The sequence below is a fragment of the Cysteiniphilum sp. genome (assembly GCF_057495195.1).
Genome location: NZ_JBXTEF010000149.1, coordinates 1 through 14,073, shown reverse-complemented (window position 1 = coordinate 14,073; position 14,073 = coordinate 1). Strand labels below are relative to the sequence as shown.

Annotated in this window: 15 protein-coding genes; all 15 read right to left on the bottom strand. The window is 36.2% G+C overall.

Annotated features, from left to right (window positions below; translation table 11 throughout):
* Positions 1–81: 81 nt before the first annotated feature.
* On the bottom strand, positions 82–900 hold the full coding sequence (locus ACY10D_RS12160; protein ID WP_487000990.1) for a glycosyltransferase: 819 nt from the start codon (positions 898–900) through the stop codon (positions 82–84).
* A 150-nt stretch (positions 901–1,050) separates the two neighbouring features.
* Positions 1,051–2,220 (bottom strand): glycosyltransferase, encoded by a 1,170-nt coding sequence (locus ACY10D_RS12155; protein ID WP_487000989.1) that lies wholly within the window; start codon positions 2,218–2,220, stop codon positions 1,051–1,053.
* Between the two features lie 3 nt (positions 2,221–2,223).
* The gene (locus ACY10D_RS12150; protein WP_487000988.1) at positions 2,224–4,167 is read right to left on the bottom strand and encodes a hypothetical protein; all 1,944 of its coding nucleotides are present in this window, start codon (positions 4,165–4,167) and stop codon (positions 2,224–2,226) included.
* Between the two features lie 48 nt (positions 4,168–4,215).
* Positions 4,216–5,631, bottom strand: a complete 1,416-nt coding sequence (locus ACY10D_RS12145; protein WP_487000987.1) for a capsular polysaccharide export protein, LipB/KpsS family — start codon at positions 5,629–5,631, stop codon at positions 4,216–4,218.
* Entirely contained in the window at positions 5,631–6,932 is a 1,302-nt protein-coding gene (locus tag ACY10D_RS12140) for an RraA family protein (protein WP_487000986.1), read from the bottom strand. The genes ACY10D_RS12145 and ACY10D_RS12140 overlap by 1 nt, the downstream gene beginning before the upstream one ends.
* Positions 6,933–6,934: 2 nt before the next feature.
* Positions 6,935–8,299 carry an ABC transporter ATP-binding protein gene (locus ACY10D_RS12135; RefSeq protein ID WP_487000985.1) on the bottom strand — a complete coding sequence of 455 codons (1,365 nt, stop codon included), beginning with the start codon at positions 8,297–8,299 and terminating at the stop codon, positions 6,935–6,937.
* Positions 8,296–8,643 (bottom strand): four helix bundle protein, encoded by a 348-nt coding sequence (locus ACY10D_RS12130; RefSeq protein ID WP_487000984.1) that lies wholly within the window; start codon positions 8,641–8,643, stop codon positions 8,296–8,298. The genes ACY10D_RS12135 and ACY10D_RS12130 overlap by 4 nt, the downstream gene beginning before the upstream one ends.
* 53 nt (positions 8,644–8,696) lie before the next feature.
* Positions 8,697–9,497, bottom strand: coding sequence for an ABC transporter permease (locus tag ACY10D_RS12125; protein WP_487000983.1), 801 nt, complete (start codon positions 9,495–9,497; stop codon positions 8,697–8,699).
* On the bottom strand, positions 9,490–10,506 hold the full coding sequence (gene rfbB, locus ACY10D_RS12120) for a dTDP-glucose 4,6-dehydratase (protein WP_487000982.1): 1,017 nt from the start codon (positions 10,504–10,506) through the stop codon (positions 9,490–9,492). The genes ACY10D_RS12125 and rfbB overlap by 8 nt, the downstream gene beginning before the upstream one ends.
* 26 nt (positions 10,507–10,532) lie before the next feature.
* Positions 10,533–11,384: a dTDP-4-dehydrorhamnose reductase gene (gene rfbD, locus ACY10D_RS12115; protein WP_487000981.1), complete on the bottom strand. Its 852-nt coding sequence runs from the start codon at positions 11,382–11,384 to the stop codon at positions 10,533–10,535.
* 3 nt (positions 11,385–11,387) lie between these two features.
* Positions 11,388–11,963, bottom strand: a complete 576-nt coding sequence (gene rfbC, locus ACY10D_RS12110; RefSeq protein WP_487000980.1) for a dTDP-4-dehydrorhamnose 3,5-epimerase — start codon at positions 11,961–11,963, stop codon at positions 11,388–11,390.
* Between the two features lie 3 nt (positions 11,964–11,966).
* Positions 11,967–12,839 (bottom strand): glucose-1-phosphate thymidylyltransferase RfbA, encoded by an 873-nt coding sequence (gene rfbA, locus ACY10D_RS12105; RefSeq protein ID WP_487000979.1) that lies wholly within the window; start codon positions 12,837–12,839, stop codon positions 11,967–11,969.
* A gap of 208 nt (positions 12,840–13,047) precedes the next feature.
* On the bottom strand, positions 13,048–13,530 hold the full coding sequence (locus ACY10D_RS12100) for a hypothetical protein (RefSeq protein WP_487000978.1): 483 nt from the start codon (positions 13,528–13,530) through the stop codon (positions 13,048–13,050).
* Positions 13,527–13,823, bottom strand: coding sequence for a nucleotidyltransferase domain-containing protein (locus ACY10D_RS12095; protein ID WP_487000977.1), 297 nt, complete (start codon positions 13,821–13,823; stop codon positions 13,527–13,529). Before ACY10D_RS12095 ends, ACY10D_RS12100 begins: the two co-directional genes overlap by 4 nt.
* Before the next feature lie 28 nt (positions 13,824–13,851).
* The coding region (locus tag ACY10D_RS12090) for a hypothetical protein (protein ID WP_487000976.1) at positions 13,852–14,073 on the bottom strand (222 nt) is incomplete at its 5' end.

Below are 14,073 nucleotides of genomic sequence, written 5' to 3'. Positions count from 1 at the left end.
CTCGGAACTCGGAACTCGGAACTCGGAACTCGGAACTCGGAACTCGGAACTCGGAACTCGGAACTCGGAACTCGGATAACATTAAAACACCCCACCCCATTTGCGCCAATACTTTAACGCTGATTGAATGGCTACATTTCTTAGCTTTTTGGAATTATACGACCCCCGCCCCCATGCATGCGTTACCTGGCACTGAGGCAAATAGACATTATTACCATAACTAAGCGCGCGACGCGATAAATCTGCATCTTCCATATATAAGAAAAACTGCTCATCAAACCCTTGCAAATTTTTTAAGACATCTGTTTTAAAAAACATAAAGCATCCAGTACAAAAAGGAACTTGCTCAATAATGTCATTATATGAACGATCTCGATATTCGTAAGCATCCAAGTAGTCCTGAAAATATCTGCGTAAAATATTTGGCGCGAAACGTCTTAAGTACAAGTGAAAAAGCTTGGGGTTACGCTTACATAAATGATGGCGCTGCCCATCTTTGCCATATACAGCGGGTGTAATTAAGCCCACATCATCATATGAGATCATATATTCCAAGGCATGCAAAAGTGCATCCTCCTTAATGACAATATCGGCATTGCAAATCAAATGATATTGACCATCTGAATGCGGTAAACTCAAATTATGCGCCGCACCATAACCAATATTGTTAGTTGTTTTGATATAGCAATGCGCCAAACCTAACTCCCCTGTCAAACTTGACAACAGCTCTTTAGATTCAGGGTTTGTAGAGTTTTCAATAAATACCAGCGAAGTAGTCAATGGGTATTTCTTATTAGCAAATTCAACCGCTTTTTTATATGAGTTAAGGAGATTGACCAAATCCTCCTCCTTTTCCTCATATAATACTACTGAAGTTACTAATTTTATTGCCTGTGACACTTAATAATTTCCAAAAAAACTTTTTCCAATCTAATTCGCTGTATATCTTACACTGGTTTTATCTCAATAAACACAAGAAATATAATTAGTAAAACTCACGAATTGAATAGAATTAAGAACCATCGCCATTCAATCGATAAAACCTCACCTTTATCTAAATTTATTTATCACTCTCATCATAAAAGCATTTTTCTTAATCCTTTCTTTAATCCTTGTAATTATCTTTTCTCTAGCACTATGAGGTCTTAAATTTACAGCAATCTCATACCATTTAAAGAAAAATGTTATATTTCTTCCAAGTTTTTTTTGACAAAAGCTTGGCGCTTTGCAAATTTGTTGCAAAGCTAATAAAAATTCCTCTGATGCGCTTTGCCAATCATGCCATTTACTCGATGTGATAGATGCGTTAGCTTTTAACCTAGCTAACTCTTCTTTATTTACTACTAAATTATTTAATAAACTAACTACTTGCTCCTCATCGTCTTTTTCTACAATATAAGAATTATAACCATTGATCATATATTCATCACACCCTGTAACTTTATAGACAATTGCTGTTCCACCACAATGAAAGATTTCTAAGGGCGGCCCAAACATCCCCTCAACATAGCTTAATTTAACAAGAACATCACATTGCTCATAAATACGTGGTGTTTCATGCATTGGAACTTTGGAGAACACTTTGTCAGCCATCTCATGGGAATTACATCTGCTTGAGGTAAGCAACCACACTTCATCAGCCTGTGAGTTTCTTGCCAGAGCTAATGCCTTCTCGGTGTTTTTAAATGGCACTCCTAGAGGCCCTTCAACTAAAACTCTAAATTTTTCATCTTTTTTCGAAGATTTACTATAATAAATATCTTTTCTAATACCATTTCTTACTAATTTCACATCTAACAAATAATTCTCTTGTAAGAAATTTTTTATCCAAGTGGCCTCTGTTATAATGGATAGCCCAAACATATAAGTAGAATCGACAAGCTGCCTAAGTTCAACATCGTCCTCCGGGTAAAACTTTGACTCAATAGACTGAACAAAATAACAATATTGCTTAGCATTAATCCTATGCATTTCATAAACTGTACGCCACCATGTAGCTATTAAGACGTCAAACTCACTACTTAAACATTCTGAATATGTTCTCCACGTCAATTCTTTTGCTTCAGGGTGCCATTGTAGATCTAACTGAGGGTTAACTTTATGCTCTGTTATCAATGTAACGTTGATATCTTTCTTACGATTCATACGTATTGCATGCTCGAAAATCACATAGGTTCCACCACTAATTTTTTCGGAACCAACCAAAAATGCTATCTCCATAACTCATCTCCTCCCCTTAACGATTCTATAAGCTTTATAAATTGGTACCAACCAACTAAGTCCACTGGTAATTAACTTATGTGCAGGCCAAAATACTGACAAGTAATTACGAGGAGAGCAGATAAAAATCTTTACATTTTTCCATTTACTATTACTCTCCGTTTTAAATTGTGTAACCTGATGAACGCCAAAACTTTCAACATGGCTTAATTCATCATAAATATAAAGATGGTGTTTATCTGGAGACAGAATAAAGGCTCTATACTCACGATCTATGTAATTTTCTATTTCACCCCTAGCAAATCCTGAGTTTACAGCTATAGTAGCAAAACATTTAACATAACTATAGATTTGCTGCTGGTACCTTTTAAGCTGCTTTTCATATAACGCATTCTCATAACTATTCTCTGATATTTCAGGCTCACCTAGCTTAGTGTAATATTGGGTGCTACCGTGTGGAGCTGCTAATATTACCTCATAAATAGAAGTACACTCATCATAGAAACCTCTACAGGCTACATTATTATTTAGCTGATCAAATAAAATCCCGTATTTATGATTACTTTCTGATACACATGACAAAAAATTTAGCCCAAGATAAAACCCTGTAAAAACATGTTCATCAAATATTTCAACTAGATTATCTTGAATTGACCCCTTCCAGCCAACATCAACTATATAAACGTTACTGCCATCATAGTTGAAACTCTTCCAATACTGCTGAATTGCATCCCTTTGCGTCAATCTATTTACTTCATAAAATTCTTTAAATTGATCTAAATCTCGAAGTTTGAAATAGACCTCAGACGAATTAAAGCCTTGTATTTTCTCTTCAACGTCACACTCAAGTTCAGTCGCTATACAACTCATTTGCTTTTCTGAAAAATTTAAATTTAACATAAATTCTTTAGGTGATATATCTATGTATTGTCTAAAAAGACGTGAAAAGTCCTCTTTTGGAAGACTTTTAAGAGATGGTAGAAAAGTTGCTCTACGTGACACATAAAAATAGTGACTAGTAATTTTATTACCAATCATTAAACAATAATCGTCAAATAGACGCTTTAAAAACCACCCTTCTCGAGCCATGAAAAAAACAGTATTTACTCCATTTTTAACCAATCGAGCATGGAGTTTCTGAATAAATAAGTACAAAGAAAGCCCTAATGCTCGATAATCCACATCAGCTCTATGCAGATACATATTATCAAAAGATTTAGCCATAGATGTAAATGTTCTATAATTGAAAAAATTTTTATAATATGCATGAGCATCTTGAGAGCTTAATAATATAGCATTCAAACCCTTCTCTTTAGCGTTCACATAATCTGAATGCTTATTATCACCATACATTGTAACTAAGCTTAAATCCGAGAGTCTAAGCAGTGTTTTCAACTTATCATACATTCTACCTGAGCGTTTTGACGCCATAAGTTCAGCAGATATAAAAACATCATCAAACAAAGATTCAATTTGGTGATATTCTAATAGCGATTGAAACATCTCTTTACTAAAATAAAAGTCCGAAACCACATACACTTTAACTCCATTTTGACGCTTGCTTTTTATATACTCAAGGCTCTTATAGTTTAAAAATTGAACCTCCCTCTCCAAATCAAGCTCTATTTTAATAGACACTTCACGAAACTCTGGAAATGTCATAGAGATTCCATCAATTAAAGCATACAACTTTTTAATCATGTCATCATATCTAAACTCTAATTCATTATCCTTTTGTAAGCTCTCTTGACAAAGTTGCGCCTCAATGTTATACCGCATATCATATAGCAATCCTCTCTCTTGAATCCCCAACTCAGATTCCAACCTTCCAGCCCATAATTTTTTCACATGCTCCGGAGGAACACTTCTGTGGACTATGGTATCAAAAAAATCTGAGAACAAAAGTTCTTCTTTTTCATTATTACCTATTAAATTATTTAATTTCATGCTCTCTCATAGCCATCAGTTTCGGTTTGCTTATCAATAATATTCAGCTTAATCATTCTTTAACTTTCCATCTTGAACTTGAGTAGACTGCTTCAACTCTCTAATTAACTCATCACGCGCATCTATCATCTGCTCCATTGCCTTGATTGATTCATCACGCGCATCTATCATCTGCTCCATTGCCTTGATTGATTTATCACGCGCATCTATCATCTGCTCCATTGCTTTGATTGACTCATCGCGCGTGTCTATCATCTGCTCCATTACCTTAATTGACTCATCACGTGTTTCTATCATTTTTCCCATTATCTTGAAATACAGATTTGGATCAACAGAAACAACTCGTTCATTTTGAAACCTTAGTATATTTAATATCTTATTGCATAGCTCAATAGGTGTTCTGCACCCATACTCTATTAAACATGGATCTACCGTATACATTCGATCATTAAGCAGATACCACAAAACAATCTCTTCAACGGAAAGTATCTTTTCATTATTATACCCATACAATACCGATCTAATTAGGCCTCCCAGCATATCTTCTCTCTCTAAAACCCTAAAGTAACCACTTTTAGCTAACCGTTCTCTTCCTAATAAGATTAAAGGCTTTCTATGATAAAGAGCCACAAATGCAAGTGTTGAACTAATCGTAATCACAACATCAACAATTTTTATCAAATCATAAACAACAATGTTAGCATCTAAGTACAAATAATCATGCTTTGCAGCCAGCAATTTAAGTTGATGCTTCTCCTCTCTTGTGCAATTTGGGTGTGGTTTAATAATAAGGAGAATATTTTCATCTCCTACAACATTATCAGCCACAGCCACTACTGCCTCATATGAGGATCGGAAAATAGGCGACACCTCTCTTTGCTGCTCACAACTATTCGGCTCTGTTAAACCAGCAGCCTCATCCCATACACCTAAGTACAAAATTTTCTTTCTAACATCATGAGCTAACATCTGAATTTCATCATTATTCGCTAGTTGATTATCATACCTTGGAATAATGTAGTTTTCCAAATACTTTAAGTCCAAACGACTCGGAAAATCAATGTTTGATAATTTGCACTCAGACAACACCTCGCTTCCATATAAGCTTTCATCAATAGAATACAAATTCCTTATTGCACTATATTCAGCAACTAAAAACGGTATACGTTCGTTTTTAAAATATTGTGCGAGCACAGAATATATGCCGTGCATACCATTCCATAGTATGAAGAAACTATTTGGAAATAAAATATCCCATATTTTAGGGATTGCATACACTTCATCGACAGTTGGAAGTCTCTTTATATCAATTAAATCAAAGCTACATTTACATAACCGAAAGGCCTGATGGTGCACCCCAAATGCAACAGCACATAGAGACACTTCATGAGAAGCATCCGACAAACTTTGTAGAAAGTCACCAAATCCTTCCCCCAAATAACCAATAAAAACTATTTGATGCATCAGAAAAAACCACATTTTTCAATAATTTGATCTGTAGTTGCCATATTAGCTATCTCAAAAACAATTTTCCTTTCAGTTGATATCGTTTCAAATGCCATTGATAAAACTTGCTTTTCATATTGTTTTGGAATTACAACAATACCATCATTATCAGCAAATATTAAATCATCCACAAAAACAGTGACTCCAAATAAGCTAATCGGCTTATTAAAAGACTCCATCGTGGCTCGCTTTCTTACATCTTTACACTTATACCCCATTGAAAAAACAGGAAAGTCCAAATCAGCAACATCCTTAGAGTCTCGAGTTTTCCCACCAATTATTGCACCAACAGCACCCGATCTAATTGCTAAATTTGCATTCATCTCTCCAAAATAAGCATACTCAGGGCAGGCATTTTCGACAACGATAATATCATTTGTAATGATTGTTTCATATGACTTCAAGGCATCGTATATCCCCTGGTAGGCTTCTCCAGGATTTAGAGGACGTAATTTTAGTGTCTTAGCTCGCCCCAATAACTTTTTGCACGGCAAATTTAAGGTAAGTTCAGTTATTGTAGAATGCTCAATGCCCAGATCATCCAAAATATCTGATAGCATTGCACTCGTTAATTTACTTGATAAGTTTTTGAAAAGGCTTCGCTCACTCTCTCTTATCCCTGCCGCAATATAATTGGCCAAATCAAAATCCTGCGTATAATTAACATCTATTGCTTCAATAGGCAATGCCTTTAAAAGATAAGGTTTCTCACCAACTCGTTGTTTTAGATGAGCAGCTTCTTTTTTTATCATATAAAGGCCCATAGTTTCGATAACACTCTCTGGTAAATCTACGCTATTAGGTATTCTCCCTTTTTCTGTTAAATAAGCAGGCTGCCCATTTTGCCAAATATATTGTTTTTCACAGCGCACTAAAACAGCTGAGTCATAACAATCATTCTCCTTAAGAACCTTTACACCATTAGTTATAGTCTCATCACTAATAAATGGACTGGTGCACAACATCTGTATATATATATCAGCATTAACTTGCTTGACCTCATTAAAAAAAAGTTCATGTCCATCTGTTTTATTGGAAGCTAAACTTTTATCTCTCTTCATTAGCTTACAATTACGATCTTGTGCCATATCAAGTATAACATCAGAATCAGAGTCCAAATAAACTTCATCAATAACTTCACACGCTAACAGCTTATCCAACGCATGTAAGAATAGCGGCTTACCATCAAGCAACCGAATATTTTTGTTTTCAAATCTTTCACTATTGCCTTTGACTGGCAGAAATGCAACCACCTTCATTTTCAACTCCTTTTTTCCTTAAAAATTTCAATATTTGAAGGGGCATATACCAGCCCTTCAGACATATGCCGCTTTGATTGAAAAACAATTTTTTCACAACGCCAACGTTGGTCAATATCTATTTTTTTACTACGAAAAGATGACAAACCAACATAAAAATAATATTCTCCAGGCACAACGTTTGCATCAAACTTAATTATCAACTCATATTTACCTTCACTCAACTCAAAATATTCATTTTTGCCAGAAAGACTACTGTCACCCCAAACAACTACGCCCTTAATATTCTTTAGAGAATAACCAATAACCAAATTTTGCAACTGTTTTTTTGAATTAATTTTGAGCTTAATTTCTGTGCTTACCCCAGATAACAAATGACTTGAATCGCCTTGCATAAATGACACACTCTCAATCAAAGCATCATGGGTTCCAAACCTGTGCTCACTCCCATCTTCCTTTAAGGGGGATACATTATAAACTTTATCAGAATTACGAACTAAGGTTTCATATTCAAAAACCACCTCCTCTGTATTGTAAGAATCGAGCAAGGCCTCTCCTGAATGTACTAAAATAGCCCTATTACAATATCTAACTGTCTCTTGCATTGAGTGTGTCACAAATAAGATTGTTCTTCCCATTGTTTGAAATTCTTTAAATTTCATAAAGCACTTATACTGAAAAGCAAAATCACCTACCGACAGAGCCTCATCCACAATCAAAATATCAGGGTCAACATTAATCGCAACTGAAAATGCTAAACGCGCAAACATTCCACTTGAATAGCCTCTAACCGGTTGGTGAATATGCTCACCAATATCAGCAAAAGAGACAATTGATTCAAGTTTTTGATCAATCTCCTCTTTGCTATAACCCCTAATTGAGCCGTTAAGATAAATATTTTCAATACCCGTCATCTCCATATTAAAGCCGGCGCCCAGCTCTAATAATGAGGCAATTTTACCCTTGACTTCAACTGTGCCGCTAGTCGGTGTTAAAACACCAGTAATAATTTTGAGCAAAGTCGATTTTCCCGCACCATTTTTACCAATAATACCGACCGTTTCACCTTTTTTAATCTCAAAAGACACATCATTTAATGCATAAAAATCTTTATGATACTTTTTGCGTAGTGGATGCAATGCCTCTTTAAAACGATCCTTTGGATTGCTGTACATAGGATAGACTTTGGTAAGGTTGCTACATTTGATTGCAACCTCTGAGTTGGGTGTTAGGACTTCGGAGCTAGGTGTTATGTGCTCAGGATTAAAAACTATGTGTTCGGAGTTAGGAGTTATGTACTTAGAGCCAGGTATTATGTGTCCTGAGTTCGGAGCGGTTTTGTCTTTGCCTTTCATTTCAGTACTCATGATTTCCCCATTAAGTATTGCTGCAATTTAGTAAGCATCGCTAATAATTGATCGCTTTGTGCTAACCAAAATCGTGCGGTTTCCTCTTGTATATACCCTATTTCCTGCGCGATGTATGTTTGTGTAGCAAACTCAGCCGCAGAACCTTTTGCAATATCTAGAAAGCGCACTTGATCCTTCACTGAATTCTTTTCCATACCTTCAGCAATATTACTCGGTATAGATAAACCTGATCGTGTAATCTGATCTTTAAATCCATAGTCCCTACAGTCTGCAAATATTTTGTATACATTTACACTCAGCTCTTTAGCCAAATTCCATACTTCTAACTTTTCACACTTCATAAGCCAATCTTAACTCTTAACTCTTAACTCTTAACTCTTAACTCTATTAAAAATTATAAAACATCTGCAAAATGCGGTCTTAGCTGCCTAAAAACAAACGCGCCCAGAATAAAAATGCATAATGTCACAACCCAAAAATATACTGTCAATACAGGATGCTGCCAAAACCATTGTTTAGAGATAAATATATCCCTATAGCCCTGAACAATATAATATAAGGGATTTGTTTTCAAAATAAATAAAACTTTTTCAGGCACAATATTTGTTGCATATAATATCGGTGTTCCCCAAAAAAGAATCTGACAAATCATACTGACAATTTGTGTCACATCTTTTAAGAAAACTTGCATTGCCGCTGTTAACCAACCAAGTCCTAATAATAAAATCCACAATGCAAAAACATAATAAATCAACTGTAAATAATATAAGTCTGGATAAAAGCCATAAACAGCAAATAACGCAATGGTGAATACTATAAAAAATAAATGAATATAGCACGACGAGATAATTTTAATAATCGGCAATAATCTAACTGAAAACACAATCTTCTTGACAAGATAACTATACTCTATAACCACATTAGTACATTTACCCCACGCATCTGCAAAAAAGAAGTAAGGGATAAGACCTGCAACAAGCCAGCAGATAAATGGCACGTTTTCAACCGGTTGCGACTTAAAACCCACGCTAAATACAAACCAATACAGGCAAATCATAATGGTTGGCTGAATAAACGCCCATAAAATCCCTAAAGCAGACCCCAAATACTGCTGCTTAAAGTCATTTTTAGCTAAAGATTTAAGCATTTTCCGTTGACGGAAAATATCCTTTAGAAATAGAATCAAACTACGCATAAGTCCTCTGTTGCAAATAAAACTCAATCGTCTGCTTAAACATTTTCTCAAAGTCTTGCGATGGCTTCCAACCTAATTCATTTTGAATTTTGCTATTATCAATCGCATAACGCCAATCATGCCCTTTGCGATCTTCGACAAATTTAATTAGCTTTTGGTGTGGGGCATTATCTGGACGATAATCATCCATCAACTGGCAAATAGTTTTAACCAAGGTTAAATTATCCACCTCATTCTTGCCACCAATATTATAGACTTCTCCTACTTGAGCTTTTTCAAGAATACACTGGATTGCATCACAATGATCCGCAACATATAGCCAGTCACGAATATTACTGCCATCCCCATAAACGGGAATTGCTTGCTGCTCAATACAACTGTTGATAACAACAGGGATAAGCTTCTCGGGATGCTGATATGATCCATAGTTATTAGAGCAATTTGAGATTGTTACTGGCAATTTATAGGTATGATAGTAGCAACGCACAATATGATCAGACCCTGCTTTTGATGCCGAGTAAGGTGAATTAGGTTTATAGGCTTTGCCTTCTGTAAATGCCGGTGCTTCTTTTGTTAAAGTACCATATACCTCATCTGTAGACACATGATGAAAACGACACTGAGTCTCATCAAGCCCCTTTTCATCCAGCCAAAATTTCTTTGCCTGCTCTAGTAAATTAAAGGTCCCCATCACATTCGTCTCGAAGAACACTTTAGGATCCGCTATTGAGTTATCAACATGCGACTCTGCGGCAAAGTGTACAATAGTATCAACGTTATGTGCTCTTAGCGCTTTCGCAACCTGAGTCTCATCACAAATATCACCTTCAATAAAAAGATGCTTTTCAGCATTTGGTAAACCATCAAGATTTTTGAGATTACCCGCATAAGTTAATTTATCGTATGATATGATTTTTTGATGCTTGTTACTGGTTAATAACATACGTACAAAATTGCTGCCAATAAACCCGGCAGCACCCGTTACTAGGACTACTTTAGCTTGAAACATTTCTATATCACCTTTCTAAAATTTAACTACTCTGACTCTACAGTTTCTTGAATATAATCAAGCCAAGAATGCTGTTGGATACCATAATCCTTAATAATTTTACTCACATTTAAACCTGAATTTTGCGGTCTTTTGGCTTTCAAAGGATAATCCTTAGTCTCAATAGCATCAACTGCCAAAACCCTTTTGCCATCAACAAAAGGTAAAACTCCACAAGCCAACTGCTGCCAAGTTGTTAATGGGAAACCGCAATAATGATACACTCCCCAACATTGCTTTTGACTCTGCACAACATCTAATATCACACGCGCAATATCGCGAGCAGCTGTCGGGGCTCCATATTGATCAGCAATAACTGCTAGCTCTTCCTTTTCTTTTGATAAACGAGCGATAGTTTTAACAAAGTTATGACCATGACGCCCAAAGACCCAGCTTACACGAATAATGAGGTGCTTTTCTAATTTTTGAACCTGTTGCTCACCTTTTAACTTAGACAACCCATAAACGCCACTTGGATTAGTCACATCTAGCTCGTTATAAAGTGTTGTTTTTTGCCCATCAAACACATAATCCGTTGATATATGCAATAACGGGATATCATAGTACTGACACATTTGCGCGATCACGCCTACTGCCTGATGATTAACAAGATCAGCTAATTCAGGCTCATCTTCAGCTTTATCTACTTGGGTATAAGCAGCCGCATTGATCACAAAATCATAGTTATGATGTTTAGCAAAAAAGCGATTTATACCCTCAAGATCAGTTAAGTCCAGCTCATCACGAGCTGTTGCATCGAAAGAAATATTGCGCATTTTGCATGCTTGAACTAACTCATAGCCAACCTGACCATTCTTACCAATGATTAAGATATGCATAAATCAACTCCAATCCTGATAGTTTGGCAATAATCCTCGCGTCAACAACTCATCAAGAGTCAACGCCTCTTGATCCTTTTGTGATAACGACAAAGTCATACCTGAAACCGGCCATTCAATTTCAAGCTTTGGATCATCCCATTTCAATGCCAGCTCAGACTGTGGGTAATAATAATCCGTGCATTTATAAAAAAAGTCAGCTGTTTCACTTAACACAACAAAGCCATGGGCAAAGCTAGGTGGCACCCAAAACTGCCGTTTGTTTTCTTCATTTAACTCAACCGCTACAGACTGACCGAAAGTTGGTGAGCCAACTCGTATATCAACGGCAACATCAAAAACAGCTCCTCTTAAGACACTTACCAGCTTACCTTGCGTGTGTTCTCGTTGATGATGAAGTCCGCGTAACACACCTTTGGTTGAGCGTGACAGATTATCCTGTACAAATTGATAATCCACTTCTAGCATCTCTTGATAACGATCCTGAGAAAAGCTTTCATAAAAAAAGCCGCGATGATCACCATAAACCTTAGGTTCAATAATTTTAACCTCTGGAATAGCCGTTGCAATAATCTTCATAAATTAATTCACTAACTCTTTTAAATATTTACCGTAATGCGTCTTTGATAATGGTTTTGCTATTTTTAATACCTGAGCTTTATCAATCCAGCCATTATGGTAGGCAATTTCTTCAGGGCAGCCTATTTTCAAGCCTTGCCTACGCTCAATGGTAGAGACGAATCTTGAGGCTTCCATCATGCTTTCATGCGTACCAGTATCAAGCCAAGCATAACCTCGCCCCATGGTCTGTACATTAAGCTTTTTCCGCTCGAGATAAAGGTGATTTAAAGAGGATATCTCAAGTTCACCTCTATCCGATGGCTTTACCTCTTTAGCAAGCTTGCAAACATCTGAATCATAAAAATAAATACCCGTTACGGCATAATTTGACTTTGGCTTTTTAGGCTTCTCTTCAACGGAAAGCACCTGCTTGTTTTCATCAAACTCCACAACACCATAACGCTCAGGATCCGACACCCAGTAGGCAAACACCTGTGCGTCTCCATTGTTTTCAACATCACTTTTTGCATCAATTAACAACTTTGGCAAGCCATGTCCAAAGTAAATATTGTCCCCCAGAACCAAACAAGCTGAATCTCCTGCCAGAAAATCCTCGGCCAAAATAAAAGCTTGCGCTAAACCATCTGGCGAGTGTTGTACAATATATTCAAAACGCACACCCCATTGACTACCATCTTGTAAAAGTCGTTGAAATGCTGGCTGATCATGCTCTGTTGTAATAACCGCAATTTCTTTGATCCCTGCCAACATCAGTACGGATAATGGATAATAAATCATCGGTTTATCATACACGGGAATCAACTGTTTACTCACACCTAAAGTTGCTGGATAAAGTCGTGTACCACTACCACCGGCTAGAATAATACCTTTCATAAGTCTAATTTTCAGTCCTATCTTCTACGAATATAAAATAACCACCAATTAACAGTGGGCAGCCGCAATTTAAGCTCAAGATCATATACTTTTTGCTATTCCATCACAAGCATATCAGAGATTTTTTTACCATTTTAACACAGAGCAAAGAGCCTCTTGATTACATATCAAACATTTAACTCATAACTCATAACTCATAACTCATAACTCATAACTCAAGATTAAACTTTGTTCTGCAAAACTCACACACTCTTATATAAATTTCTGCAAGCATATCACTTTTGTGATAAATAAGATTAATGCTATCGACAACTTCAGCAATATTAAATGAATATTCATGCGCTATTTCATTCCTAGCTTCTCTTAGATTAAGCCATTGATTTTTATCAAGCACCTCAAGCTCTTCAAGACGATTTAGAATATCTATGAAAGTTTTTCTCTTTACATCTTCCCCTGCTAATAACAAAATAGCGGGAAAAATTTTGCCCCCCATCGTATCCTGAAGCTTTAAGAACCTATATATCAATCCATCAATAAAACTCAAACTGACATCATCTAATGATTGATAGGCTTCAATACTAAGCGGCATATGCTCTGCCAAGTATTTTTTAGATGTCTCAATTTTTTTAATATGCTTATTGCATTCATATATTTTTTCTTGAAATGTATTCAACACACTGTCACCACTCATAGCTTAACCCCTTTAGTTGATGCTTCTTGCTCAATTAGTCTACTTTCATCCGTAGCGATGATAACATCTATTTTCTGCTCACCTATCAAGTTTTTCACGCTAACCAAAAAATCTATTTTCTTCTCAAGCAATTGATCTCGCGATAACTCTTCGTTAGGTACGAGGTATAAATCAATGTCACCACCTCTTTTACCATCGTCGACTCTACTACCAAAAAGATACATACTACCAGCACCAAAAACCTCTAAAAATGAGCTTTTGATTGCCTTAATCTCATATTCTGTCAGTCTCACACCGGTCTCCTGATTTTTAATTCAACATTCAAAACACTCTCACTGCTGTTCGACAAATCTCAGAAGATAAAAGTTCATCTTCTGAATGATAGGGCACTACATCCACTGCAATTTGATCAAAACCCATTTGCAAAAGCGCTGTTTTAAATTTCACTTTACACTGCCAAAATTGCTCTTTATCCATTTCAACATCAATGGCTAAATCAATATCACCACCGCTTAAGCTATCATTAGCACGGCTACCAAACAA

Coding starts and splice junctions, on each gene's coding strand:
- ACY10D_RS12155 (WP_487000989.1), bottom strand. CDS start 2,220: ATGGAGATAGCATTTTTGGTTGGTTCCGAAAAAATTAGTGGTGGAACC.
- ACY10D_RS12150 (WP_487000988.1), bottom strand. CDS start 4,167: ATGAAATTAAATAATTTAATAGGTAATAATGAAAAAGAAGAACTTTTG.
- ACY10D_RS12145 (WP_487000987.1), bottom strand. CDS start 5,631: ATGCATCAAATAGTTTTTATTGGTTATTTGGGGGAAGGATTTGGTGAC.
- ACY10D_RS12140 (WP_487000986.1), bottom strand. CDS start 6,932: ATGAAGGTGGTTGCATTTCTGCCAGTCAAAGGCAATAGTGAAAGATTT.
- ACY10D_RS12135 (WP_487000985.1), bottom strand. CDS start 8,299: ATGAGTACTGAAATGAAAGGCAAAGACAAAACCGCTCCGAACTCAGGA.
- ACY10D_RS12130 (WP_487000984.1), bottom strand. CDS start 8,643: ATGAAGTGTGAAAAGTTAGAAGTATGGAATTTGGCTAAAGAGCTGAGT.
- ACY10D_RS12125 (WP_487000983.1), bottom strand. CDS start 9,497: ATGCGTAGTTTGATTCTATTTCTAAAGGATATTTTCCGTCAACGGAAA.
- rfbB (WP_487000982.1), bottom strand. CDS start 10,506: ATGTTTCAAGCTAAAGTAGTCCTAGTAACGGGTGCTGCCGGGTTTATT.
- rfbD (WP_487000981.1), bottom strand. CDS start 11,384: ATGCATATCTTAATCATTGGTAAGAATGGTCAGGTTGGCTATGAGTTA.
- rfbC (WP_487000980.1), bottom strand. CDS start 11,963: ATGAAGATTATTGCAACGGCTATTCCAGAGGTTAAAATTATTGAACCT.
- rfbA (WP_487000979.1), bottom strand. CDS start 12,839: ATGAAAGGTATTATTCTAGCCGGTGGTAGTGGTACACGACTTTATCCA.
- ACY10D_RS12100 (WP_487000978.1), bottom strand. CDS start 13,530: ATGAGTGGTGACAGTGTGTTGAATACATTTCAAGAAAAAATATATGAA.